The 19,328-nt window shown below is 61.7% G+C and carries 18 protein-coding genes; 11 read left to right on the forward strand and 7 right to left on the reverse strand.

What is annotated here, in order from left to right; all coding sequences use genetic code 11:
* Positions 1-65: 65 nt before the first annotated feature.
* The 8 genes from J3P92_RS01575 (at position 66) to gcvH (ending at position 9,200) form a co-directional block, all read left to right on the forward strand.
* Positions 66-620 (forward strand): YecA family protein, encoded by a 555-nt coding sequence (locus J3P92_RS01575; protein WP_434649715.1) that lies wholly within the window; start codon positions 66-68, stop codon positions 618-620.
* Between the two features lie 27 nt (positions 621-647).
* Entirely contained in the window at positions 648-1,982 is a 1,335-nt protein-coding gene (gene pepP, locus J3P92_RS01580) for a Xaa-Pro aminopeptidase (protein WP_434649717.1), read from the forward strand.
* Complete coding sequence (gene ubiH / locus J3P92_RS01585) at positions 1,979-3,166, forward strand: 2-octaprenyl-6-methoxyphenyl hydroxylase (RefSeq protein ID WP_434561703.1); 1,188 nt, start codon at positions 1,979-1,981, stop codon at positions 3,164-3,166. The genes pepP and ubiH overlap by 4 nt, the downstream gene beginning before the upstream one ends.
* Positions 3,167-3,227: 61 nt before the next feature.
* The gene (locus J3P92_RS01590; RefSeq protein ID WP_434651075.1) at positions 3,228-4,445 is read left to right on the forward strand and encodes a 2-octaprenyl-3-methyl-6-methoxy-1,4-benzoquinol hydroxylase; all 1,218 of its coding nucleotides are present in this window, start codon (positions 3,228-3,230) and stop codon (positions 4,443-4,445) included.
* A gap of 222 nt (positions 4,446-4,667) precedes the next feature.
* Positions 4,668-5,672 (forward strand): extracellular solute-binding protein, encoded by a 1,005-nt coding sequence (locus tag J3P92_RS01595; protein ID WP_420765102.1) that lies wholly within the window; start codon positions 4,668-4,670, stop codon positions 5,670-5,672.
* 214 nt (positions 5,673-5,886) lie between these two features.
* Entirely contained in the window at positions 5,887-7,512 is a 1,626-nt protein-coding gene (locus J3P92_RS01600) for an ABC transporter permease (RefSeq protein WP_420765101.1), read from the forward strand.
* A 168-nt stretch (positions 7,513-7,680) separates the two neighbouring features.
* Positions 7,681-8,763, forward strand: a complete 1,083-nt coding sequence (gcvT, locus tag J3P92_RS01605; protein ID WP_420765100.1) for a glycine cleavage system aminomethyltransferase GcvT — start codon at positions 7,681-7,683, stop codon at positions 8,761-8,763.
* A gap of 53 nt (positions 8,764-8,816) precedes the next feature.
* Positions 8,817-9,200 carry a glycine cleavage system protein GcvH gene (gene gcvH / locus J3P92_RS01610; protein WP_434561707.1) on the forward strand — a complete coding sequence of 128 codons (384 nt, stop codon included), beginning with the start codon at positions 8,817-8,819 and terminating at the stop codon, positions 9,198-9,200.
* 94 nt (positions 9,201-9,294) lie between these two features.
* Here gcvH and J3P92_RS01615 read toward each other — a convergent pair whose 3' ends face one another.
* The 6 genes from J3P92_RS01615 to J3P92_RS01640 all read right to left on the reverse strand — a co-directional run bounded on the left by J3P92_RS01615 (position 9,295) and on the right by J3P92_RS01640 (position 14,337).
* Complete coding sequence (locus tag J3P92_RS01615; protein ID WP_434649718.1) at positions 9,295-9,963, reverse strand: outer membrane protein; 669 nt, start codon at positions 9,961-9,963, stop codon at positions 9,295-9,297.
* A gap of 211 nt (positions 9,964-10,174) precedes the next feature.
* The gene (locus J3P92_RS01620) at positions 10,175-10,492 is read right to left on the reverse strand and encodes a DUF2388 domain-containing protein (protein WP_186633889.1); all 318 of its coding nucleotides are present in this window, start codon (positions 10,490-10,492) and stop codon (positions 10,175-10,177) included.
* A 68-nt stretch (positions 10,493-10,560) separates the two neighbouring features.
* Positions 10,561-11,010, reverse strand: coding sequence for an NfeD family protein (locus tag J3P92_RS01625; protein ID WP_434561713.1), 450 nt, complete (start codon positions 11,008-11,010; stop codon positions 10,561-10,563).
* Between the two features lie 7 nt (positions 11,011-11,017).
* Positions 11,018-11,938, reverse strand: a complete 921-nt coding sequence (locus tag J3P92_RS01630; protein ID WP_434561715.1) for an SPFH domain-containing protein — start codon at positions 11,936-11,938, stop codon at positions 11,018-11,020.
* A gap of 125 nt (positions 11,939-12,063) precedes the next feature.
* Positions 12,064-13,848 (reverse strand): GspE/PulE family protein, encoded by a 1,785-nt coding sequence (locus J3P92_RS01635; protein ID WP_434649720.1) that lies wholly within the window; start codon positions 13,846-13,848, stop codon positions 12,064-12,066.
* A gap of 150 nt (positions 13,849-13,998) precedes the next feature.
* Positions 13,999-14,337 carry a hypothetical protein gene (locus J3P92_RS01640; RefSeq protein WP_434649722.1) on the reverse strand — a complete coding sequence of 113 codons (339 nt, stop codon included), beginning with the start codon at positions 14,335-14,337 and terminating at the stop codon, positions 13,999-14,001.
* Positions 14,338-14,464: 127 nt separating this feature from the next.
* On the opposite strand from J3P92_RS01640, the gene J3P92_RS01645 reads away from it, so the two are divergent.
* Entirely contained in the window at positions 14,465-14,935 is a 471-nt protein-coding gene (locus J3P92_RS01645; RefSeq protein ID WP_434561719.1) for an Lrp/AsnC family transcriptional regulator, read from the forward strand.
* Positions 14,936-15,079: 144 nt separating this feature from the next.
* Here J3P92_RS01645 and J3P92_RS01650 read toward each other — a convergent pair whose 3' ends face one another.
* Positions 15,080-16,447, reverse strand: coding sequence for an inorganic triphosphatase (locus J3P92_RS01650; RefSeq protein ID WP_434608963.1), 1,368 nt, complete (start codon positions 16,445-16,447; stop codon positions 15,080-15,082).
* A 157-nt stretch (positions 16,448-16,604) separates the two neighbouring features.
* On the opposite strand from J3P92_RS01650, the gene argE reads away from it, so the two are divergent.
* Together argE and argA are read left to right on the forward strand one after the other, a co-directional pair.
* The gene (argE, locus tag J3P92_RS01655; protein WP_434649724.1) at positions 16,605-17,762 is read left to right on the forward strand and encodes an acetylornithine deacetylase; all 1,158 of its coding nucleotides are present in this window, start codon (positions 16,605-16,607) and stop codon (positions 17,760-17,762) included.
* A 137-nt stretch (positions 17,763-17,899) separates the two neighbouring features.
* On the forward strand, positions 17,900-19,198 hold the full coding sequence (gene argA, locus J3P92_RS01660) for an amino-acid N-acetyltransferase (protein WP_420765091.1): 1,299 nt from the start codon (positions 17,900-17,902) through the stop codon (positions 19,196-19,198).
* The last annotated feature ends 130 nt before the right edge of the window (positions 19,199-19,328 follow it).

The following is a 19,328-nucleotide window of genomic DNA, read 5'->3' on the forward strand; positions in this document are numbered from 1 at the left end:
AGTCTGTCGATGTAGGATACAAGGCCTCCATTCTAGACATAGCGCCGTCTGGCGCCTAGCTGCCCATGCCCATTCAGAATTCCCCGTATCAAGCGTTCGCCACCCTGCTGAGCACCAGCGGTCATCCTGTCTCGCCCGCCGAACTCCACGGCCTGTTGCTTGGCCGCAGCTGCGCCGGCGCCGGCTTCGAGGTCGACGGCTGGTTGGCCGACGCCGCCGAGCTGCTCGAAGGCGAGCCGGCGGACAACGTGCGTAATGCGCTCATCGGCCTGCAGGAAATGGTCAAGGGCGAGCTGACCAGCGATGACATGACCGTCGTCCTGCTGCTGCCGACTGACGATGCGCCGCTGAGCGAGCGCGCCGCTGCGCTGGGCCAGTGGTGCCAGGGCTTTCTCGCCGGTTTCGGCCTGACCCGCCGCGAATACGCCCTGAGCGATGAAGCGAAGGAAGTCCTGCAAGACCTGGCGGCGATTTCCCAGGTACAGGATGCCCTGGAAGAGTCCGACGACGGCGAAAGCGACTATATGGAAGTGATGGAGTACCTGCGGGTCGCGCCTCTGCTCCTGTTCACCGAGACCAAGAAGACCGCTGAACCGGCCGCCAAACCGTCCTTGCACTGATCGCTTGAAAGGGAACACCGTCTGCCCATGATTCATATCCCGAAGTCGGAATACAGCCGTCGCCGCAAGGCCCTGATGGCGCAGATGGAGCCCAACAGTATCGCAATCCTGCCCGCCGCCGCCGTTGCGATCCGCAACCGCGACGTCGAGCATGTCTATCGCCAGGACAGTGATTTCCAATACCTGAGCGGCTTTCCCGAGCCGCAGGCCGTCATCGTGTTGATGCCCGGCCGGGCCCATGGCGAATACATCCTCTTCTGCCGCGAGCGCAATGCCGAGCGGGAAATGTGGGATGGCCTGCGTGCCGGCCAGGAGGGAGCGATCCGTGACTATGGCGCCGACGACGCGTTCCCCATCACCGACATCGACGACATCCTGCCGGGGCTGATCGAAGGCCGCGACCGGGTGTACTCGGCCATGGGCAGCAATCCGGAGTTCGACCGGCACCTGATGGAGTGGATCAACGTGATCCGCTCCAAGGCCCACCTCGGTGCCCAGCCGCCGAACGAATTCGTTGCCCTGGATCATCTGCTGCACGACATGCGCCTGTATAAATCGGCGGCGGAAGTGAAGGTGATGCGCGAAGCGGCGCGGATCTCCGCCCAGGCACATATCCGGGCGATGCAGGCGGCGCGGCCTGGGCTGTATGAGTACAGCCTGGAAGCCGAGCTCGATTATGAGTTTCGCAAGGGCGGGGCAAAGATGCCGGCGTACGGTTCCATCGTCGCGGCGGGGCGCAACAGCTGCATTTTGCATTACCAGCAAAATGATGCCGTGCTCAAGGATGGCGACCTGGTGTTGATCGATGCCGGGTGCGAAATCGATTGTTATGCCAGCGATATCACCCGCACCTGGCCGGTCAGCGGGAAGTTTTCTGCCGAGCAGAAGGCGATCTACGAAGTGGTGCTGGCGGCCCAGGAAGCCGCATTTGCGCAAATCGCGCCGAACAAACATTGGAACCAGGCCCACGAGGCGACCGTCAGGGTAATTACCGAGGGGCTGGTCCGCCTGGGGCTGCTGGAAGGCGAAGTGGACGAACTGATCGCAAGCGAAGCCCACCGGGCGTTCTACATGCACCGCGCCGGCCACTGGCTGGGAATGGATGTACACGATGTGGGCGAATACCGCGTGGGTGGCGAGTGGCGAGTGCTGGAGGTCGGAATGACTTTGACCGTCGAGCCGGGCATCTACATTGCCCCGGACAATCGCGGCGTAGCGAAGAAATGGCGCGGCATTGGCGTGCGCATCGAGGATGACGTGGTAGTGACCAAGACCGGTTGTGAAATCCTGACCCGCGGCGTACCGAAGACGGTCGCCGAAATCGAGGCCTTGATGGCCGCCGCACGGACTCAAGCGGCATGAACCGGGTCAACGTTGCAATCATCGGTGGCGGCCTGGTCGGCGCGAGCCTGGCGCTGGCGCTGCAAGCCGGTGCCAAGGCACGGGGTTGGAAGATCATGCTGATCGAGCCCTTCGCTCCCGGTGACGCCTGGCAGCCGAGCTACGATGCGCGCTCGTCGGCGCTTTCGTTCGGCGCGCGGCAAATTTATCAACGCTTGGGCCTGTGGCAGGAAGTTTCCCGCCGGGCCGAGCCGATCAAGCAGATCCACGTGTCCGACCGCGGGCGGTTTTCGACGGCGCGGTTGTCGGCAATGGAGGAGGGCGTGCCGGCCCTTGGCTACGTCGTGGAGAATGCCTGGCTCGGCCAATGCCTGTGGCAAGGCTTGGACAAGGATGTCGTCAGTTGGCGCTGCCCCGCGCAGGTCGCTCGGATGGAGCCGCAAATCGCGGGCTATCGCCTGACGCTGGACGACGAAACTGTTGTGGAATGCGACCTCGCGGTATTGGCCGACGGCGGTCGCTCCGGCCTGCGGGAGCAGATGGGGGTCGGGGTGCGCAATCGTCCCTACGACCAGAGCGCCTTGATTGCCAACATCACGCCCAGCGAAGCGCACAACGGCATGGCTTTCGAGCGCTTCACCGATGACGGCCCGATGGCGTTGTTGCCGCTGCCGGAAAATCGCTGTGCATTGGTCTGGACTCGCCAGGGCATGGATGCGCAACGACTCGCGGCCCTTGACGAGCGCAGCTTCCTCAGTGAATTGCAGAATGTGTTCGGCTATCGCCTGGGCACGCTGAAGCAAGTAGGCGCGCGTCATCTTTATCCATTGGCGCTGGTGGAAGCCGAGGAACAGGTGCGTCCGCACCTGGCCATCCTGGGCAATGCTGCCCACAGCTTGCATCCGATTGCCGGGCAAGGCTTCAACCTGTCCCTGCGTGACGCCCAGGCCTTGGCCGATACCTTGCTTGAGAGCGACAGCACGCCCGGCGACTTCACCGTATTGCAAGCCTATCGCGAGCGTCAGCGGATGGATCAGGCCTTGACCGTGGGCTTCTCCGACCGGGTGACGCGGCTGTTCAGCAGCGATCTGCCGCTGGTGTCCCTGGGCCGTAATCTCGGCCTGCTGGGCCTGGACCTGCTGCCGCCCGCCAAGCGCTGGTTCGCCCGTCAGGCCATGGGTTTGGGAACACGCCCTGATGCTTGATACGGATCATTCCTTTCACCGGCGGCTGATGTCGCCAGCAACACAGGCTTAAAGCATGGAATTGCGTGCAGATCTGTTGATTGTCGGTGCCGGCATGGTCGGCAGCGCCCTGGCGCTGGCGTTGCAGGGCAGTGGCCTGCAAGTGCTGCTGCTCGACGGCAGCCCGATGAGCGTCAAGCCCTTTGATGCCCAGGCCGCATTCGAGCCACGGGTCAGTGCTCTGTCGGCAGCCAGCCAACGGATCCTCGAACGCCTGGGTGTCTGGGACGGGATCACCGGCCGACGGGCCAGCCCATACACCGACATGCACGTCTGGGATGGCAGCGGCACTGGGCAGATTCACTTTTCCGCCGCCAGTCTGCATGCCGACGTGCTGGGGCATATCGTTGAAAACCGCGTCGTCCAGGACGCGCTGCTGGACCGACTGCACGATTGTGATTTAGGCCTGCTTGCCAACGCGCGCCTGGAGCAGATGCGCCGCTCAGGTGATGACTGGCTGCTGACGCTGGCCGACGGCCGTACCTTGCGCGCGCCGCTGGTGATTGCCGCCGACGGCGCGAATTCAGCCGTGCGTCGCCTGACCGGGGTGGCCACGCGGGAGTGGGATTACCTGCACCACGCTATTGTCACCAGCGTGCGTAGCGCCCGTCCTCATCGGACGACGGCTTGGCAGCGTTTCACCGACAACGGCCCGCTGGCGTTTCTGCCACTGACCCGCGAGGGTCAGGAAGACTGGTGTTCGATCGTCTGGTCCACCACTCCCGATGAAGCGCAGCGCTTGATGGCTCTTGATGACACTGCGTTTTGCAACGAGCTGGAGCGTGCCTTCGAAGGCCAGCTCGGCACGGTACTGAGCGCCGACCCGCGCTTGTGCGTGCCACTGCGCCAGCGCCATGCCAAGCGCTATGTGGCCGAAGGGCTGGCACTGATCGGTGATGCGGCCCACACCATCCATCCGCTGGCCGGGCAGGGCGTGAACCTGGGCTTGCTGGATGCCGCCGTGCTGGCCGAAGTGCTGCTGCAAGCGGCCGGGCGTGGCGAACGCTTGGCTGACGTGAAGGTATTGAGCCGCTACGAGCGCCGCCGCATGCCCCATAACCTGGCGTTGATGGCGGCGATGGAAGGTTTCGAGCGGTTGTTCCAGGCTGATCCGTTGCCGGTTCGCTGGTTGCGCAACGCCGGTCTGAAGTTGGTGGACCGCCTGCCTGAAGCCAAGGCGTTGTTCGTGCGCGAGGCGCTGGGGTTGACCGGGGATTTGCCGGAACTGGCCAGGGCCTGAGAGGTGTGTCGGGGCTCATGACCTCATCGCGGCAGGCTCGCTCCCACAGGGTTATGTGAAAGCAAGTCAATGTGGGAGCGAGCCTGCTCGCGATGAGGCCGGAACCGCTACCTCGACCCCACCGTTGCAACATTTGGAAACGTGTCTGCCCACTGTTCGATTGTGGTGCTAAATGTGAGTCCTTATCATTTGCGCTCTGTTCACAATCGAGAGATCGCCACCATGTCGGCCACAAAACGCCTGCTGTCCGCCCTCGCCTTGGCCCTGATTGGCACTACCACGGCCCAGGCCGCCGATGAGGTGGTGGTCTATTCCTCGCGCATCGATGAATTGATCAAACCGGTTTTCGACGCGTATACCAAGAAGACCGGCGTAGCGGTGAAGTTCATTACCGACAAGGAAGCGCCGTTGATGCAGCGGATCAAGGCCGAAGGTGAAAACGCCACCGCCGACCTGTTGCTCACCGTGGACGCCGGGAACCTCTGGCAGGCCGAGCAGATGGGGATCCTGCAGCCCTTCACCTCGTCGGTCATCGACGCCAACATCCCGCCTCAATATCGCGCGTCCTCCCATGCCTGGACTGGCCTGAGCCTGCGGGCGCGGACAATCGCCTATTCCACTGACCGGGTCAAACCGGGTGAGTTGACCACTTATGAGGCGCTGGCGGGCAAGGAGTGGGAAGGCCGCCTGTGCCTGCGGACGTCGAAGAAAGTCTACAACCAGTCCCTGACCGCGACGCTGATCGAAACCCACGGCGCGGAAAAAACCGAGGAAATCCTCAAGGGTTGGGTCAAGAACCTCTCCACCGACGTGTTCTCCGACGACACTGCGCTGCTTGAAGCGATCAATGCCGGCCAGTGTGATGTCGGCATCGTCAACACCTATTACTACGGTCGCCTGCACCAGCAGAAGCCGGACCTGAAGGTCAAGTTGTTCTGGCCGAACCAGGCCGATCGGGGCGTGCACATCAACCTCTCGGGCATCGGCCTGACCAAGCACGCGCCGCACCCGGAAGCCGCGAAGAAGTTGGTGGAATGGATGACCACGCCTGAAGCGCAAAGCATCTTTGCTGACGTGAACCAGGAGTTTCCGGCGAATCCAAAAGTGGAACCCTCCAAGGAAGTCGCTGCCTGGGGCAAGTTCAAGGCCGATACCTTGCCAGTGGAAGTGGCCGGTAAGCGCCAGGCCGAAGCCATCCGCATGATGGACCGTGCTGGCTGGAATTGAGACGGGATCGCTCAGTCCATCGATGAAGTGTGGCGAGGGAGCTTGCTCCCGCGGGATCGGGCTGGCGCTCCAGGGCGAAGCCCTCCCCAACTATCGACCGGGTCTATCTGACGGGGCATGATCCGGATCGTTAGGGCTACTTCGTAGCCCAGCGGGAGCAAGCTCCCTTGCCACATGAGCCCTTTGTCAGTAATGACGCGAACGAGAACTTTCCTTGACCCACCCCGCCCAACGCCGCTGGTATCCCCTGGTCTTCGCCGTCGCTGCGCTAGTCTTGTTGCCCTTGAGCGTGCTGCTGCTGTCCTGGCAGAGCATTGATCTACAAATCTGGTCCCATTTGTGGGACACCCAGATGCCACGCCTGTTGGGTAACACCCTCACGCTGATCTTTGGTGTAGGTGTTGGGGTGACGCTGCTGGGCGTGAGCCTGGCCTGGCTCACGAGCCTTTGCGAATTTCCCGGCCGTCGATGGCTCGACTGGGCGCTGATGCTGCCGTTCGCGGTGCCTGCCTATGTATTGGCATTTGTCTTCGTAGGCCTGCTGGACTTTGCCGGTCCGGTGCAAACGTTGCTGCGCGAATGGTTTGGCAGTGGCCTGCGCCTGCCTCGGGTGCGTTCCACTGGCGGTGTGATCCTGGTGCTGGTCCTGGTGTTCTACCCCTATGTCTACCTGCTGGCGCGAAGCGCTTTCCTGGCGCAAGGCAAGGGCCTGATGGAAGCGGCGCGGGTGCTCGGGCAATCGCCTTGGCAGGCGTTCTGGCGTGTGGCGCTGCCGATGGCCAGGCCGGCAATCGGCGCCGGCGTGGCGCTGGCGCTGATGGAAACCCTGGCGGACTTCGGTGCGGTATCAGTGTTCAACTTCGACACCTTCACCACGGCCATCTACAAGACCTGGTACGGGTTTTTCAGCCTTTCCAGCGCAGCCCAGCTGGCCAGTCTCCTGTTGTTGACGGTCATGGTGGTCCTCTACGGCGAACGCCGCGCCCGGGGCGCCCAGCGGGCCGGCAACGAGCGACCGCGAGCCCAGGCGCTATACCACCTGCGAGGACTCAAGGCGGTGGCGGCCAGCGGCTGGTGCCTGCTGGTTTTCGCCTGTGCGTTTGTCATTCCGCTCATGCAATTGGTGGTCTGGTTTTGGCAGCGCGGTCGTTTCGACCTGGATGAGCGTTACGCCGGGTTGATTCTCCATACCCTCTACCTGGGCGGACTCGCGGCACTTGTCACGGTTTGCGTCGCCTTGCTGCTTGCCTTCGCTCGACGTCTGGCGCCGACCCGGTCGATCCGCGCCGGGGTCGGTCTGGCGAACCTGGGCTACGCCTTGCCCGGTTCGGTGCTGGCGGTATCGATCATGCTTGCGTTCAGTTATCTGGATCGCGAGCTGGTCATCCCGCTGTCGACACTGCTCGGAGGCGCGGGCAAACCGTTGCTGCTGGGCAGTTTGTCGGCACTGTTGCTGGCGTACCTGGTGCGTTTCCTGGCCGTGGCCTATGGCCCGTTGGAAAGCAGCCTGGCGCGTATTCGCCCGTCGTTGCCCGAAGCCGCACGAAGTCTCGGGGTGAGTGGGCCGCGACTGTTTTTCAAAGTGTATCTGCCGTTGCTGCTCCCTGGCACCCTGAGCGCCGCGCTGCTGGTATTCGTCGATGTGCTCAAGGAAATGCCGGCGACTTTGCTGATGCGCCCGTTTGGCTGGGACACGCTGGCGGTACGGATCTTTGAAATGACCAGCGAAGGGGAGTGGGCGCGGGCCGCCCTACCGGCGCTGAGCCTGGTGCTGGTGGGGCTGCTGCCAGTCATCGGATTGATACGGCGTTCGGCCCATCGACGCGTTCTGAGTGAATAGAGCACACGCCTAGGTGCCAGCCTTGGATCATGCGGATACAATGCGCGGCATTCGGTGCGGTCCGTCTGTCGGACCGGGTAGCTAGGAGCGTCGGAAAATTCTTTTTTCAGGCGTTCGGGCTGTGGCAGTACCCATCCGCACCTTCGCCAAGCCCGGAAGGAGAAACCCATGGGACAGCGTACGCCTCTGTATGACCTTCATCTCGCCCTCGGCGCGAAAATGGTCGATTTTGGCGGTTGGGATATGCCCTTGCACTATGGATCGCAAGTTGAAGAGCACCATCAGGTGCGTCGCGACTGCGGTGTGTTCGATGTATCCCACATGACCGTGATCGATGTAGCCGGCCCCCAGGCCAAAGCCTGGCTACAGCGCCTGCTGGCCAACGACGTCGATCGCTTGCAGGACACTGGTCGCGCGTTGTACAGCACGATGCTCAACGAGCGCGGCGGCATTGTCGACGACATGATCATCTATCGTGTCGAGGACGGTTACCGGTTGGTGTTCAACGCCTCGACACGCGACCAGGACCTGGCCTGGATGCAAGCGCAACTCGGCGATTACGCAGTGCAGCTGCACGAGCGTGCCGAACTGGCGATGCTGGCTATCCAAGGCCCCCAGGCCCGGCACAAGATTGCCGAGCTGGTTACGCAACCACGCGGCCAGTTGATCCAGCAACTCAAGCCCTTCGAAGGTCGCGCCGACGGTGATTGGTTCATTGCCCGTACCGGCTATACCGGAGAAGACGGCCTGGAAATTGTCCTGCCGGCCCGTGAGGCCCCGAGTTTCTTCAACGACCTGGTGGGTGCCGGTATTCCTCCCATCGGACTCGGCGCCCGCGATACCTTGCGCCTGGAAGCCGGCATGAACCTCTACGGCCAGGACATCCACCAGGATATTTCACCGTTGGCCTCGAACATGGCCTGGAGCATTGCCTGGGAACCGGCGAGCCGTCAGTTCATCGGTCGCGCTGCGCTGGAGGCTGAACTTGCCGCCGGCGTGCAGCACAAACTGGTGGGGTTGGTGCTGGAAGAGCGCGGTGTATTGCGCGCCCACCAAGTGGTCCGTATCGCCAATGTTGGCGAAGGAGAGATCACCAGTGGTAGTTTTTCTCCTACGCTTAGCAAGTCGATTGCCCTGGCACGCGTTCCGATGGCTACCGCCGACCGTGCCGAGGTGGAAATTCGTGGCAAGTGGTACCCGGTACGAGTGGTCAAGCCGACCTTCGTCCGCCATGGCAAAACCCTGATCTGATTTTTTACGGCGGGCCGCCGGCCGCTGACACTTTTTCTTGAGGACACAGAATTATGAGCGATATCCCTGCCGAACTGCGTTTTGCCGAAAGCCACGAGTGGGCACGCCTGGAAGCCGACGGTACCGTCACCGTGGGCATCAGCGACCATGCACAGGAAGCGTTGGGCGACGTGGTGTTTGTCGAGCTGACTGAAGTCGGTAAAGTTTTTGCTGCAGGCGATCAAGCCGGCGTGGTGGAATCGGTCAAGGCCGCTTCCGATATCTATGCCCCGGTTTCGGGAGAAGTGATTGCAATCAACGAAGAGCTGGGTGGTTCACCAGAGCTGCTGAACTCTGATCCGTACGGCGCTTGGATTTTCAAGCTCAAGCCAAGCGACGAGGCCGAGCTGGACAAGTTGCTTGATGCGGCCGGCTACAAAGCTGCAATCGGCGAATAACCCGGACCTGGCTAGAGCTCACCGGGCCAAAAATGCCGCTCAACTGAGCGGCATTTTTTTGAGTGTGCACCGCAGTTCTGATTTGTGTCTCAGATCAGAACGCCATCCGTGCCTCGACGTAGAGGTTCTGTTCACGCAATTTGCCCTTGAGCTGTTCGTCCCGAGCGTTGATGCGATTGGCAAAGGTGTTGTAACCGGTTTCGATATCGCCCATGTCAACGTAGCGATAACCAGTGCCAAGGGTGAGTTGCTGGCTGAGCTTGATATCCGCCCCTACGCCCAGTGCATAGGCGAAGTTGCTCTGGCTGTTGTTTGCGAATCGTCGCGAAGGGTTGGACTGGTAACCCTCGGAATCGATAAACGCCACACCCAGGCCAGCCATGGCGTACAGCGAAAAATGTTGGTTAAGCGGGAAGTTTTTGTACCCGTTGATCATCAAGCGGCTGGACGAAACTTGCATATTGTTGACGTTGGCATCGAACGGCGCCCAATGACTCTTGAACTCCGAATTCTGTTTGAGTGAATACTCGGTTTCCAGCCGCCAGTTGCCTTCGAATCCATAGCCAACCGCTACAGATCCGCCAACGTCTTTGTTGCTGGTCGGGCTGACAACACGATTGTTGACTCTGGGGCTGGTAAGGAGGGCATCGGAAAGATCTTGCTGCACGCTCAGGATTTTTATCGAGCCGTATAGGCCCTCGGCATGTGACGTGGTGCTAAGTGCGGCGGTGATCAGCAGCAACGAAAGGCATGGCTTGTTCATGAGTATCGGTTCGCATTGTGGGTAAAGTTCGAATCGATAGAGTTTGCGGTGCCAGCCTCGCACGTTTGTATCAGAGCCTTCCTCCGCGGGCAGGTGAACTTTCATCGTAGCGGCGGGGTTGTTGGCCGGTTCGATGTAGGAAAGAAGCTCAGCAGTTGTTTGCCCATAAAAAATGCCGCTCGATCGAGCGGCATTTTTTATGGGGCGGGAATCACTCCTGGGCGATGGCGTTCTTCGCCAGGATCGCGTTGGCCAGTTCCATGTCGGTGGCTTGCAGGCCAGGGTTGTCGGCACGGACTTTCTGCATGGCCGCTTCCAGGTAAGGGCCACGAATGCCGCCGTCACTGGCGACGAAGCTGCCGGCGTCGTCCTGGGCGGCGACGATCAGCTTGTTATCCTTGAAGGTCAGGTAGGTGGAACCGGTGGTTGCGCCGGACGAAATGACGTTACGCCAAAACGTGTCGGCCATTGCCGAGCCCACGGGGAGAGAAAGCAAGGCCAGGGTCGCGACAGCAAGTTTGAGACGCATGATAGGTGACTCCACAGGGTTAACTATGACGTTGGATTACGGTTGCCCCGGTTCAGTTCCATAGCACGTCAGTCAGCCCTTTCCACTGTCAATACCGTACCTTCCTGTGCCACCACCCTGACCCGCGTGCCAATGGACAGGTCGGGGCCCTTCGCCAACCAGACGCCGTCGGCCACCCTGATCTTGCCGCGCCCATCGACAATCGCCTCGTGGACCTGGAACACCTTGCCGATCAGCTCCTGCCCGCGCAGGTTCAGGTGCGGCTGGTCGCTTTGGCGGATGGCGCTGCGCTGGCGTCGCCACCAATACAGGGCTGTCGCGATAGCGAACAGGCCGAACAGCAGGAACTGGATCTCCCACACCAATTGCGGCAGGACGAACGTCAGCACGCCGACCGCTGCGGCGGCCATGCCAATCCACAGTAGGTATCCGCCCGCGCCGAACACTTCCAGTATCAACAGGATGACGCCCAGCGCCAGCCAGTCCCAATAAGACAATTGCTGCAGGAACAGCCACATACGCGCCTCAGGCTTTCTTGTTGTCGAAGGTGGCCTTGACGATTTCGCCAATGCCGCCCACTGCACCGATGACCTGGCTGGCTTCCAGCGGCATCAGGATCACCTTGCTGTTGTTGGCCGAGGCCAGTTGCCCCAGCGCGTCGATGTATTTTTGCGCAACGAAGTAGTTCACGGCCTGTACGTTACCGTCGGCGATTGCCTGGGACACCACCTGGGTGGCGAGGGCTTCGGCTTGCGCCTGGCGTTCACGTGCCTCGGATTCAAGGAACGCGGCCTGGCGGCTGCCCTCGGCTTCGAGGATCTGGGCCTGTTTCTTGCCCTCGGCGGTAAGAATCGCCGACGCTCGCAGCCCCTCGGCTTCCAGGATCTGTGCACGCTTGATACGTTCGGCTTTCATCTGCCCCGACATGGCGGCCATCAGGTCGGCCGGCGGGCTGATGTCCTTGATCTCGATCCGCGTGATCTTGATGCCCCATGGCGCCGTGGCTTCGTCGACCGTGCGCAGCAACTTCTCGTTGATACCGTCGCGCTGGCTCAACATGGCGTCCAGTTCCATGGAGCCCAGCACCGTGCGGATGTTGGTCTGCAACAGGTTGCGGATGGCGTGTTCGAGGTTGTTGACCTCGTAGGCGGCCTGGGCGGTATTGACCACCTGGAAGAAGCACACGGCGTCGATCTGCACTGTAGCGTTGTCGGCGGTGATGACTTCCTGGGGCGGGATGTCCAGCACGCTTTCCATGACGTTGATCTTGCGCCCGATGCGGTCCATCACGGGAATGATGATGTTCAGGCCAGGCTTGAGCGTATTGGTATAGCGACCGAACCGCTCGACCGTCCATTGATAACCCTGGGGCACCACCTTGAACCCCATGAACAGGATGGCGACCACGAGGCCGATGAAGAGTAGAAGCACGCTGCCGATCTGCATGACGGTTCCCTGTACGAATTGAATGGACCTGCTAACCCTGAGTGTAGGGCAAGCGGCCATTATCTTCGCTACGGTCCGTTCCGGTATGTCTGTGGGACGTTTCCGGTCCCTGAGCCGGACCGTGCCTACTTCTGCTCGCTCTGTGGTGTCACCCGTAATACTTCCTCGACCGTGGTCAAGCCCGCCGCCACCTTTTGCGCGCCTGAAAGCCGCAGGCTTCGCATGCCTTCCTTGAACGCCTGGCGGCGCACGGCAAGCAGGTCGGTGTCGGGATGGATCAAGGCTCTGACGCTGTCGCTCAGTTGCATGATCTCGTACACCCCGGCGCGACCGCGATAACCGGTGTCACGGCATTCCGAACAACCCACGGCCTGCTGGGCATTGCTGGGCAACGGCGCCTGCCAGGGACGCGTCAGGGTTTGCCAGTCGTCTTCATCCAGGGTCAGGGGAGCCTTGCAATGCGGGCACAATGTTCGCACCAGGCGCTGGGCCATGACGCCGAGCACCGTCGCTTTGATCAGGTAATGCGGCACGCCGAGTTCCAGCAGCCGGCTGATGGCGCTCGGTGCATCGTTGGTGTGCAGGGTCGAGAGCACGAGGTGCCCGGTGAGCGCTGCCTGGATCGCCATTTCAGCGGTTTCGAGGTCGCGGATCTCGCCGATCATGATGATGTCCGGGTCTTGCCGCATCAATGCGCGTACCCCCGCGGCAAACGACAGGTCGATGTTGTGCTGGACCTGCATCTGGTTGAATGACGCCTCGACCATTTCAATCGGATCTTCGATGGTGCAGAGATTCACTTCAGGCGTCGCCAGTTTCTTCAGCGTGGTGTACAGGGTCGTGGTCTTGCCAGACCCGGTGGGGCCCGTGACCAGGATGATGCCGTTGGGCTGGCGAGTCATGTCCTGCCAGCGGCGCAGGTCGTCGACAGAGAAGCCGAGCTGGTCGAAATCCTTGAGCAGCACTTCCGGGTCGAAGATCCGCATGACCATTTTCTCGCCGAACGCGGTCGGCAAGGTCGACAGTCGCAACTCCACCTCGCCGCCGTCCGGGGTCTTGGTCTTCACGCGGCCGTCCTGGGGCTTGCGCTTTTCGGCAACGTTCATCCGGCCCAGGCTCTTGAGCCGGCTGATGATGGCCATCGTCACCTGTGGCGGAAATTGATAGACGGTGTGCAGCACGCCGTCGATGCGGAAGCGCACGGTGCCTTGCTCGCGGCGCGGTTCGATATGGATATCGCTGGCCCGTTGCTGGAAGGCGTATTGGAACAGCCAGTCGACGATATTGACGATATGCGCGTCGTTGGCATCCGGCTCCTGATCGCTGGCGCCCAGGTTGAGCAGTTGTTCGAAGTTGGTCAGATTGCTGGGTTGCTGGTCGACCGTGGTCGCGCCGCTGACCGACTTGGCCAGTCGATAGAACTCCACGCTCAGGCGCTGGATGTCCACAGGGTTGGCCACCACGCGCTTGACCGGCAACTTCAGTACGTGGGTCAGGTCCGCTTCCCAGCTGCTGACATAGGGCTGGGCGCTGGCGACCGTCACGGCGTCCCGGTCCACCGCTACCGCGAGAATCTTGTGGCGTTGCGCAAAGGCGTAGGACATCAGCGGCGTAACGGCCGCGACGTTGATCTTCAATGGGTCGATGCGCATGTAGGGCTGGTCGGCCTGCTGGGCCAGCCACAACGTCAGGTTTTCCAGGTCCAGGCGCTTGCCGGGACGGCTGAGGTCGTCGAGATGCTGGTTGGCGATGAACTCCAGTGGATGCAGCTGGCTGTTGGCGTTATGGCGCCGGCGGGCATTGAGCGCAGTCTCGGCAGAGTCCTGGCTGATGAGGCCTTGGGCAACCAGTTGGCGCAGCAGGTCGTTGAGGTCCAGCCAGCGGTCCTGAGTGGCGTGTTTGGTGGACATGGGCGTTCGGGTTCCTATTGGACAATTGCAGCAAAGCCGCGATACAGACGCTTCGGCGTCGTGGCTCGTTCTGCAAAAGAATAGTCCCGACCCTGCGGACCGTTGGGCCACTACCCGACCAATGCGTTTCCAATTCTTGCCTGGAGGCCCTCAACCGGCCGCCAGCACCGGCTCGGCCCGCGCGATATCAGCGTCTTGCAAGTCGACTGAACAGACGCTTATCAGGTTACGCAATTTTCCAGCGATGACTTGGGCGCGGTGCCAGCTCAGCCCGGTCAGGAGGCATTCCATCGAGAGCAATTCGTCGAGACGTTCGATGCGTGCGGTTTCCAGAACAAGGCCCTGCAAGGCGAACAGGTTGAGCACCCGGCAGGGCAGGTCCGCCTCGGCTTCCCCGAGCAAATGAAAGCGGGCGCGACAATAGGGATTGGCGGTGTGCCAGACGTCGGCGCGGAGCGCGGCGGTGCCGGGGGCTTGCAAAGAGGGCATGGCATTTCTCCTGAGATTGGAGAGAAATCTTTGCATGGGATCGGGGGTATTTCTTATCTAAGATAGGCTTATTCGCCAACCTGGCGAATTGGACAAATCATTGTGATGGCCTTATTGGGGATTTTTTATGCAAAGCGAGCTGGACGGGTTTGATCGCAAGATATTGGCCTTGTTGCAGGAAGACGCTTCGCTCTCCAGCGCGCAGATCGCCGAACGGGTAGGTTTGTCCCAATCGCCATGCTGGCGGCGGATTCAGCGGATGAAGGAAGAAGGGATCATTCGCGGGCAGGTGACGTTGCTGGATCGTAAGAAAATCGGCCTGAACACGCAAATCTTCGCCGAAATCAAACTAAACGCCCATGGACGCTCGAATTTTACCGAGTTCACGGAGGCGATCCGCGGCTTCCCTGAGGTCTTGGAATGCTACGTGCTGATGGGGTCGGTGGATTTCTTGCTGCGCATTGTCACGGCGGACATCGAGGCCTACGAGCGCTTCTTTTTCGAGAAGCTGTCGATGGTGCCGGGGATCCAGGAAGTGAATTCGATCGTGGCGCTGTCGGAGATCAAGTCGACGACGAGTTTGCCGGTGGTGCGCTGAGCTTGTTTTTGCGATGTTTGGGCTGGCCTCATCGCGAGCAAGCTCGCTCCCGCAGTTGATCTTCAGCGGCCACAAGATCTGTGTGCAACGCTGGACCCCTGTGGGAGCGAGCTTGCTCCGGGCGGCGATCCGACGATGGCGATCTTACAGGCGCAACAAAGTCTTCCAGGCCCGATTCTGATACACCGCGATCGCCTGTTGCTTGCGCGCGTCCAGGAGTTCGTCGGTGATCGGTTCGTTGGCCAGCTGCGCCAGCTTGTTCAGCTCACCGTAGAGTCGGTCCATTTCAGGGATTTCCAGCACCTGGCGGGCGTGATGCAGCCAGGCCTGGATGCGTTCGATGCGCGGCAGTTGTTCGGCGAGGTCTTCCGGCTGCTGTTGGTAGCGTTGCAGTTGCAGCGACGAAGCTTCTTCGCCCAGCAGCCGTGGCAGCCAACTGCCCAGTTGCGCCGCGCCCTGGCGATTGCCCCGGGTGTTGCGGTCGGCGGCCCAGCTGCGGGCCAGCAGCCAGCGTGACGCTTGGAGAGAGAAGAGGCCCCAACGCGGGTCCTGCAGCTCCTCGAGGAATTGCTCCGGCGCGGCCTTGCGCACGTCTTCGTCTTCGATGCCGGCCTGAACCAGTGGACGCCAGTCCTCCAGCAGCGCGTCCAGGGCCACCCGCAGGTCGTGGGTCGACTGGCGCGGCGCGGCCTGGCCGAGGCTGCTGAGCAGGGCACGCAGTTCGGCGAGATTTTCCACCCAGTCTTGCAGCAGGCGCCAATGGCCGTTGAAACGGTACTGCTCGGCCAGGCGCTGGCTGCTCCCTAGCAGGTGCCAGCTCAATGCGGCGAAGGCGTCGTCCAGCGGCGTTTCAGCGGTCAATTGCGGGGCCGGAAGGCTCAGGGCATAACTGCTCGCATCATGCAGGCGATAGCCGCGTTCGGCCTTGCTGATGTCGCACGGCATCAAGGGCAGGGTCACGGCCAGTTCGGCGGCCAGTTCCAGCAAGGCGGCGGGTTCGCCTTCGCGCAGTTCAAGTTCCAGCTCGCAGATTTCTTCCTTCTGCTTGCCCACCACGACGTGGCCCAGGTCCAGGGCGGCTTCGATGACCACTTTGCTCTTGCCACGGCCCCAGGCGATTTCGGCGCGTTCGCGAACGAAGTCGGTGGTGAAGATCGCTTTGAGGGTTTTTTTGTCCAGGTCAGCCAGCGCCTCGGGCCAGCATTCGCCGTCGAGTTTCTTCAGGTCGAGCTTGGCCTTGGGCAGGTGCCAATCGTATTCGTTGCGCTCGGAAAGGCCAGCGATGCTCTGGCCCCGCGTCTTGAGGGTCTGGATCACTGCTTCGCCATCGCGACGCAGGCGCAGGGCGACCTTGGCCCGAGCCAGGTCGCGTTCTGGAGTGTCGAAGTACTGATTCATCAGTTCGTGGCGTTCCCAGCCACTCTTGTTACGTTTTTTCAACAGCGGATGCTCACGCAACGCTGCCAGGGTCTCGCGGCTGACGCGGAGCTTGATTTCGGTTTCTTTCTGCATGGCCGGAAAATCCAGGGATCGGGTGCGCAGCCGGGGGAAGGTGTGGCTGCCAAGGCCGTGCAGTGTACAGGACTCGTCGAGCCTACGCGCCGAACGGTTCCATCCTTGCGCTCGATGGCTCTATGATGGACTTCAATTTGCAAGTCCGGAGCCAGCGATGCCTTTGCCGTCCATGAAAGACCAATTCGCTGCCCTGATCGCTGCACCGTCGGTCAGCTGCACCCAGCCCGCGCTGGATCAGTCCAACGGCACCGTCATCGAACTGCTGGCGGGCTGGCTCTCCGAGCTTGGGTTTCGCTGCGACATCCAACAGGTCAGCCCCGGCAAGTTCAACCTTTTGGCCAGTTTCGGCACGGGCCCTGGCGGGCTGGTACTGGCCGGCCACAGTGACACGGTGCCGTTCGACGGCGCGTTATGGCAGACCGATCCGCTGAAGCTCACCGAAGTCGATGGGCGTTGGGTGGGCCTGGGCAGTTGCGACATGAAAGGCTTCTTCGCCCTGGCCATCGAGGCGGTCAGGCCGCTGCTGGACCAACCGTTCAAGCAACCGTTGCTGATCCTCGCCACCTGCGATGAAGAGAGCTCCATGGCCGGCGCCCGGGCCCTGGCGGATGCCGGTCGTCCGTTGGGCCGCGCTACGGTGATCGGCGAGCCCACCGGCCTGCGACCGATTCGCCTGCACAAGGGCGTGATGATGGAGCGCATCGACATCCTCGGGCGCAGCGGCCATTCATCCGACCCAAGCCTGGGCCACAGCGCCCTCGAGGCCATGCACGACGCCATGGGCGAACTGCGTGGTTTGCGCCTGCAATGGCAGCGTGAATTCCGTAATCCACAATTCACCGTGCCGCAACCGACGCTGAATTTCGGCTGCATCCACGGCGGTGACAATCCCAATCGAATTTGTGGGCAATGTTCCATGGAGTTCGACTTGCGCCCCCTTCCGGGCATGGACCCTGAAGTGCTGCGGGCGGCGATCCGGCAGAAGCTCGACCCCATCGCCGAGCGGCATAAGGTCAAGATCGACTACGCTCCGTTGTTCCCTGAAGTCCCTCCATTCGAGCAGCCCGAAGACTGCGGATTGGTGCGCGTAGCCGAGCGGCTGACCGGTTATCGCGCCGAAGCAGTGGCGTTCGGCACCGAAGCGCCTTATCTTCAGCGCCTTGGCTGCGAAACCCTGGTGCTGGGCCCTGGCGATATCGCCTGCGCTCATCAGCCGGGCGAGTACCTTGAAATGTCACGTTTGCAACCTACCGTGCAATTGCTCCGTCAGTTGATCGGTCATTACTGCCTGACGCCGACCACGGCCGATTAAATTGCCCGCGTGCGGGCCCGTATCCATCACATGAGGAGAGCGCGCGTGTCGCCAAGCCTGTTCCGACGATAACCACCAGCCCGCTGTGCGTTCTGTTTCGTCTTTTTTCGGCTGTTATTTATTACAGGTCCAGGTTCATGCCCGAATACGTCAATTGGCTTCGTCACGCTTCGCCTTACATCAATGCCCACCGCGATTGCACCTTCATCGTCATGCTGCCTGGCGACGGGGTCGAGCACCCCAACTTCGGCAACATCGTCCATGACCTGGTGCTGCTGCACAGCCTCGGCGTGCGCCTGGTGCTGGTCCATGGTTCTCGCCCGCAGATTGAAACCCGCCTGGCCGCACGGGGCCTGACGCCCCATTACCATCACGGCATGCGCATCACCGATGCCGCGACGCTGGAATGCGTGATCGACGCGGTCGGCCAGTTGCGCATCGCCATCGAGGCACGCCTGTCCATGGACATGGCGTCATCGCCGATGCAGGGTTCGCGGTTGCGGGTCGCCAGTGGGAACCTGGTCACCGCCCGGCCGATCGGCGTGCTCGAGGGTGTGGATTATCACCACACCGGCGAAGTGCGCCGGGTCGATCGCAAGGGCATCAATCGCCTGCTGGACGAGCGTTCCATCGTGCTGCTGTCGCCGTTGGGCTATTCGCCCACCGGGGAGATCTTCAACCTCGCCTGCGAAGACGTCGCCACTCGGGCCGCCATCGACCTGGCGGCGGACAAGCTGCTGCTGTTCGGCGCCGAGCAAGGCCTGATTGGCGAAGATGGCCGACTGGTCCGTGAGCTGCGCCCGCAACAGGTCCCGGCCCATATGCAGCGCTTGGGCAGCGACTACCAAGCCGAACTGCTGGATGCGGCGGCCCAGGCCTGCCGCGGCGGTGTTGCCCGCAGCCATATCGTCAGCTATGCCGAAAACGGCGCGCTGCTGGCCGAATTGTTCACTCGCGATGGCAGCGGCACACTGGTGGCCCAGGAGCAGTTCGAGGTGGTGCGCGAAGCAGCCATCGAAGACGTCGGCGGATTGCTCGACCTCATCAGTCCTCTGGAAGAACAGGGCATCCTGGTGCGCCGTTCCCGTGAGGTGTTGGAGCGTGAGATCGAACAGTTCAGCGTGGTAGAGCGCGAAGGAATGATCATCGCTTGCGCGGCGCTCTACCAGATCGCCGATTCGGATGCCGGTGAGCTGGCCTGCCTGGCGGTGAATCCGGAGTATCGCCACGGTGGCCGGGGCGATGAGTTGCTGGAACGGATCGAAACCCGGGCCCGTGCCCAGGGGCTCAAGACGTTGTTCGTATTGACGACGCGCACGGCCCATTGGTTTCGTGAGCGGGGCTTCGAACCCAGCAGCGTCGAGCGCCTGCCTGCGGCCCGGGCATCGCTTTACAACTACCAGCGCAATTCGAAAATCTTCGAAAAAACCCTGTAGGCAGCCATTCGGCAAACTGGCGTTACCGCGGTCTTCTTGATTTCAGACAATGAGCAGCTAGTCTGGATCCCGTCAAGATCGCGGCATACGCGAGCGGTTGTTGACTGGATCGAAGGCGCAGGAGGCGCGC

The organism is Pseudomonas sp. D3-27 (genome assembly GCF_051132165.1).
Taxonomy (GTDB): domain Bacteria; phylum Pseudomonadota; class Gammaproteobacteria; order Pseudomonadales; family Pseudomonadaceae; genus Aquipseudomonas.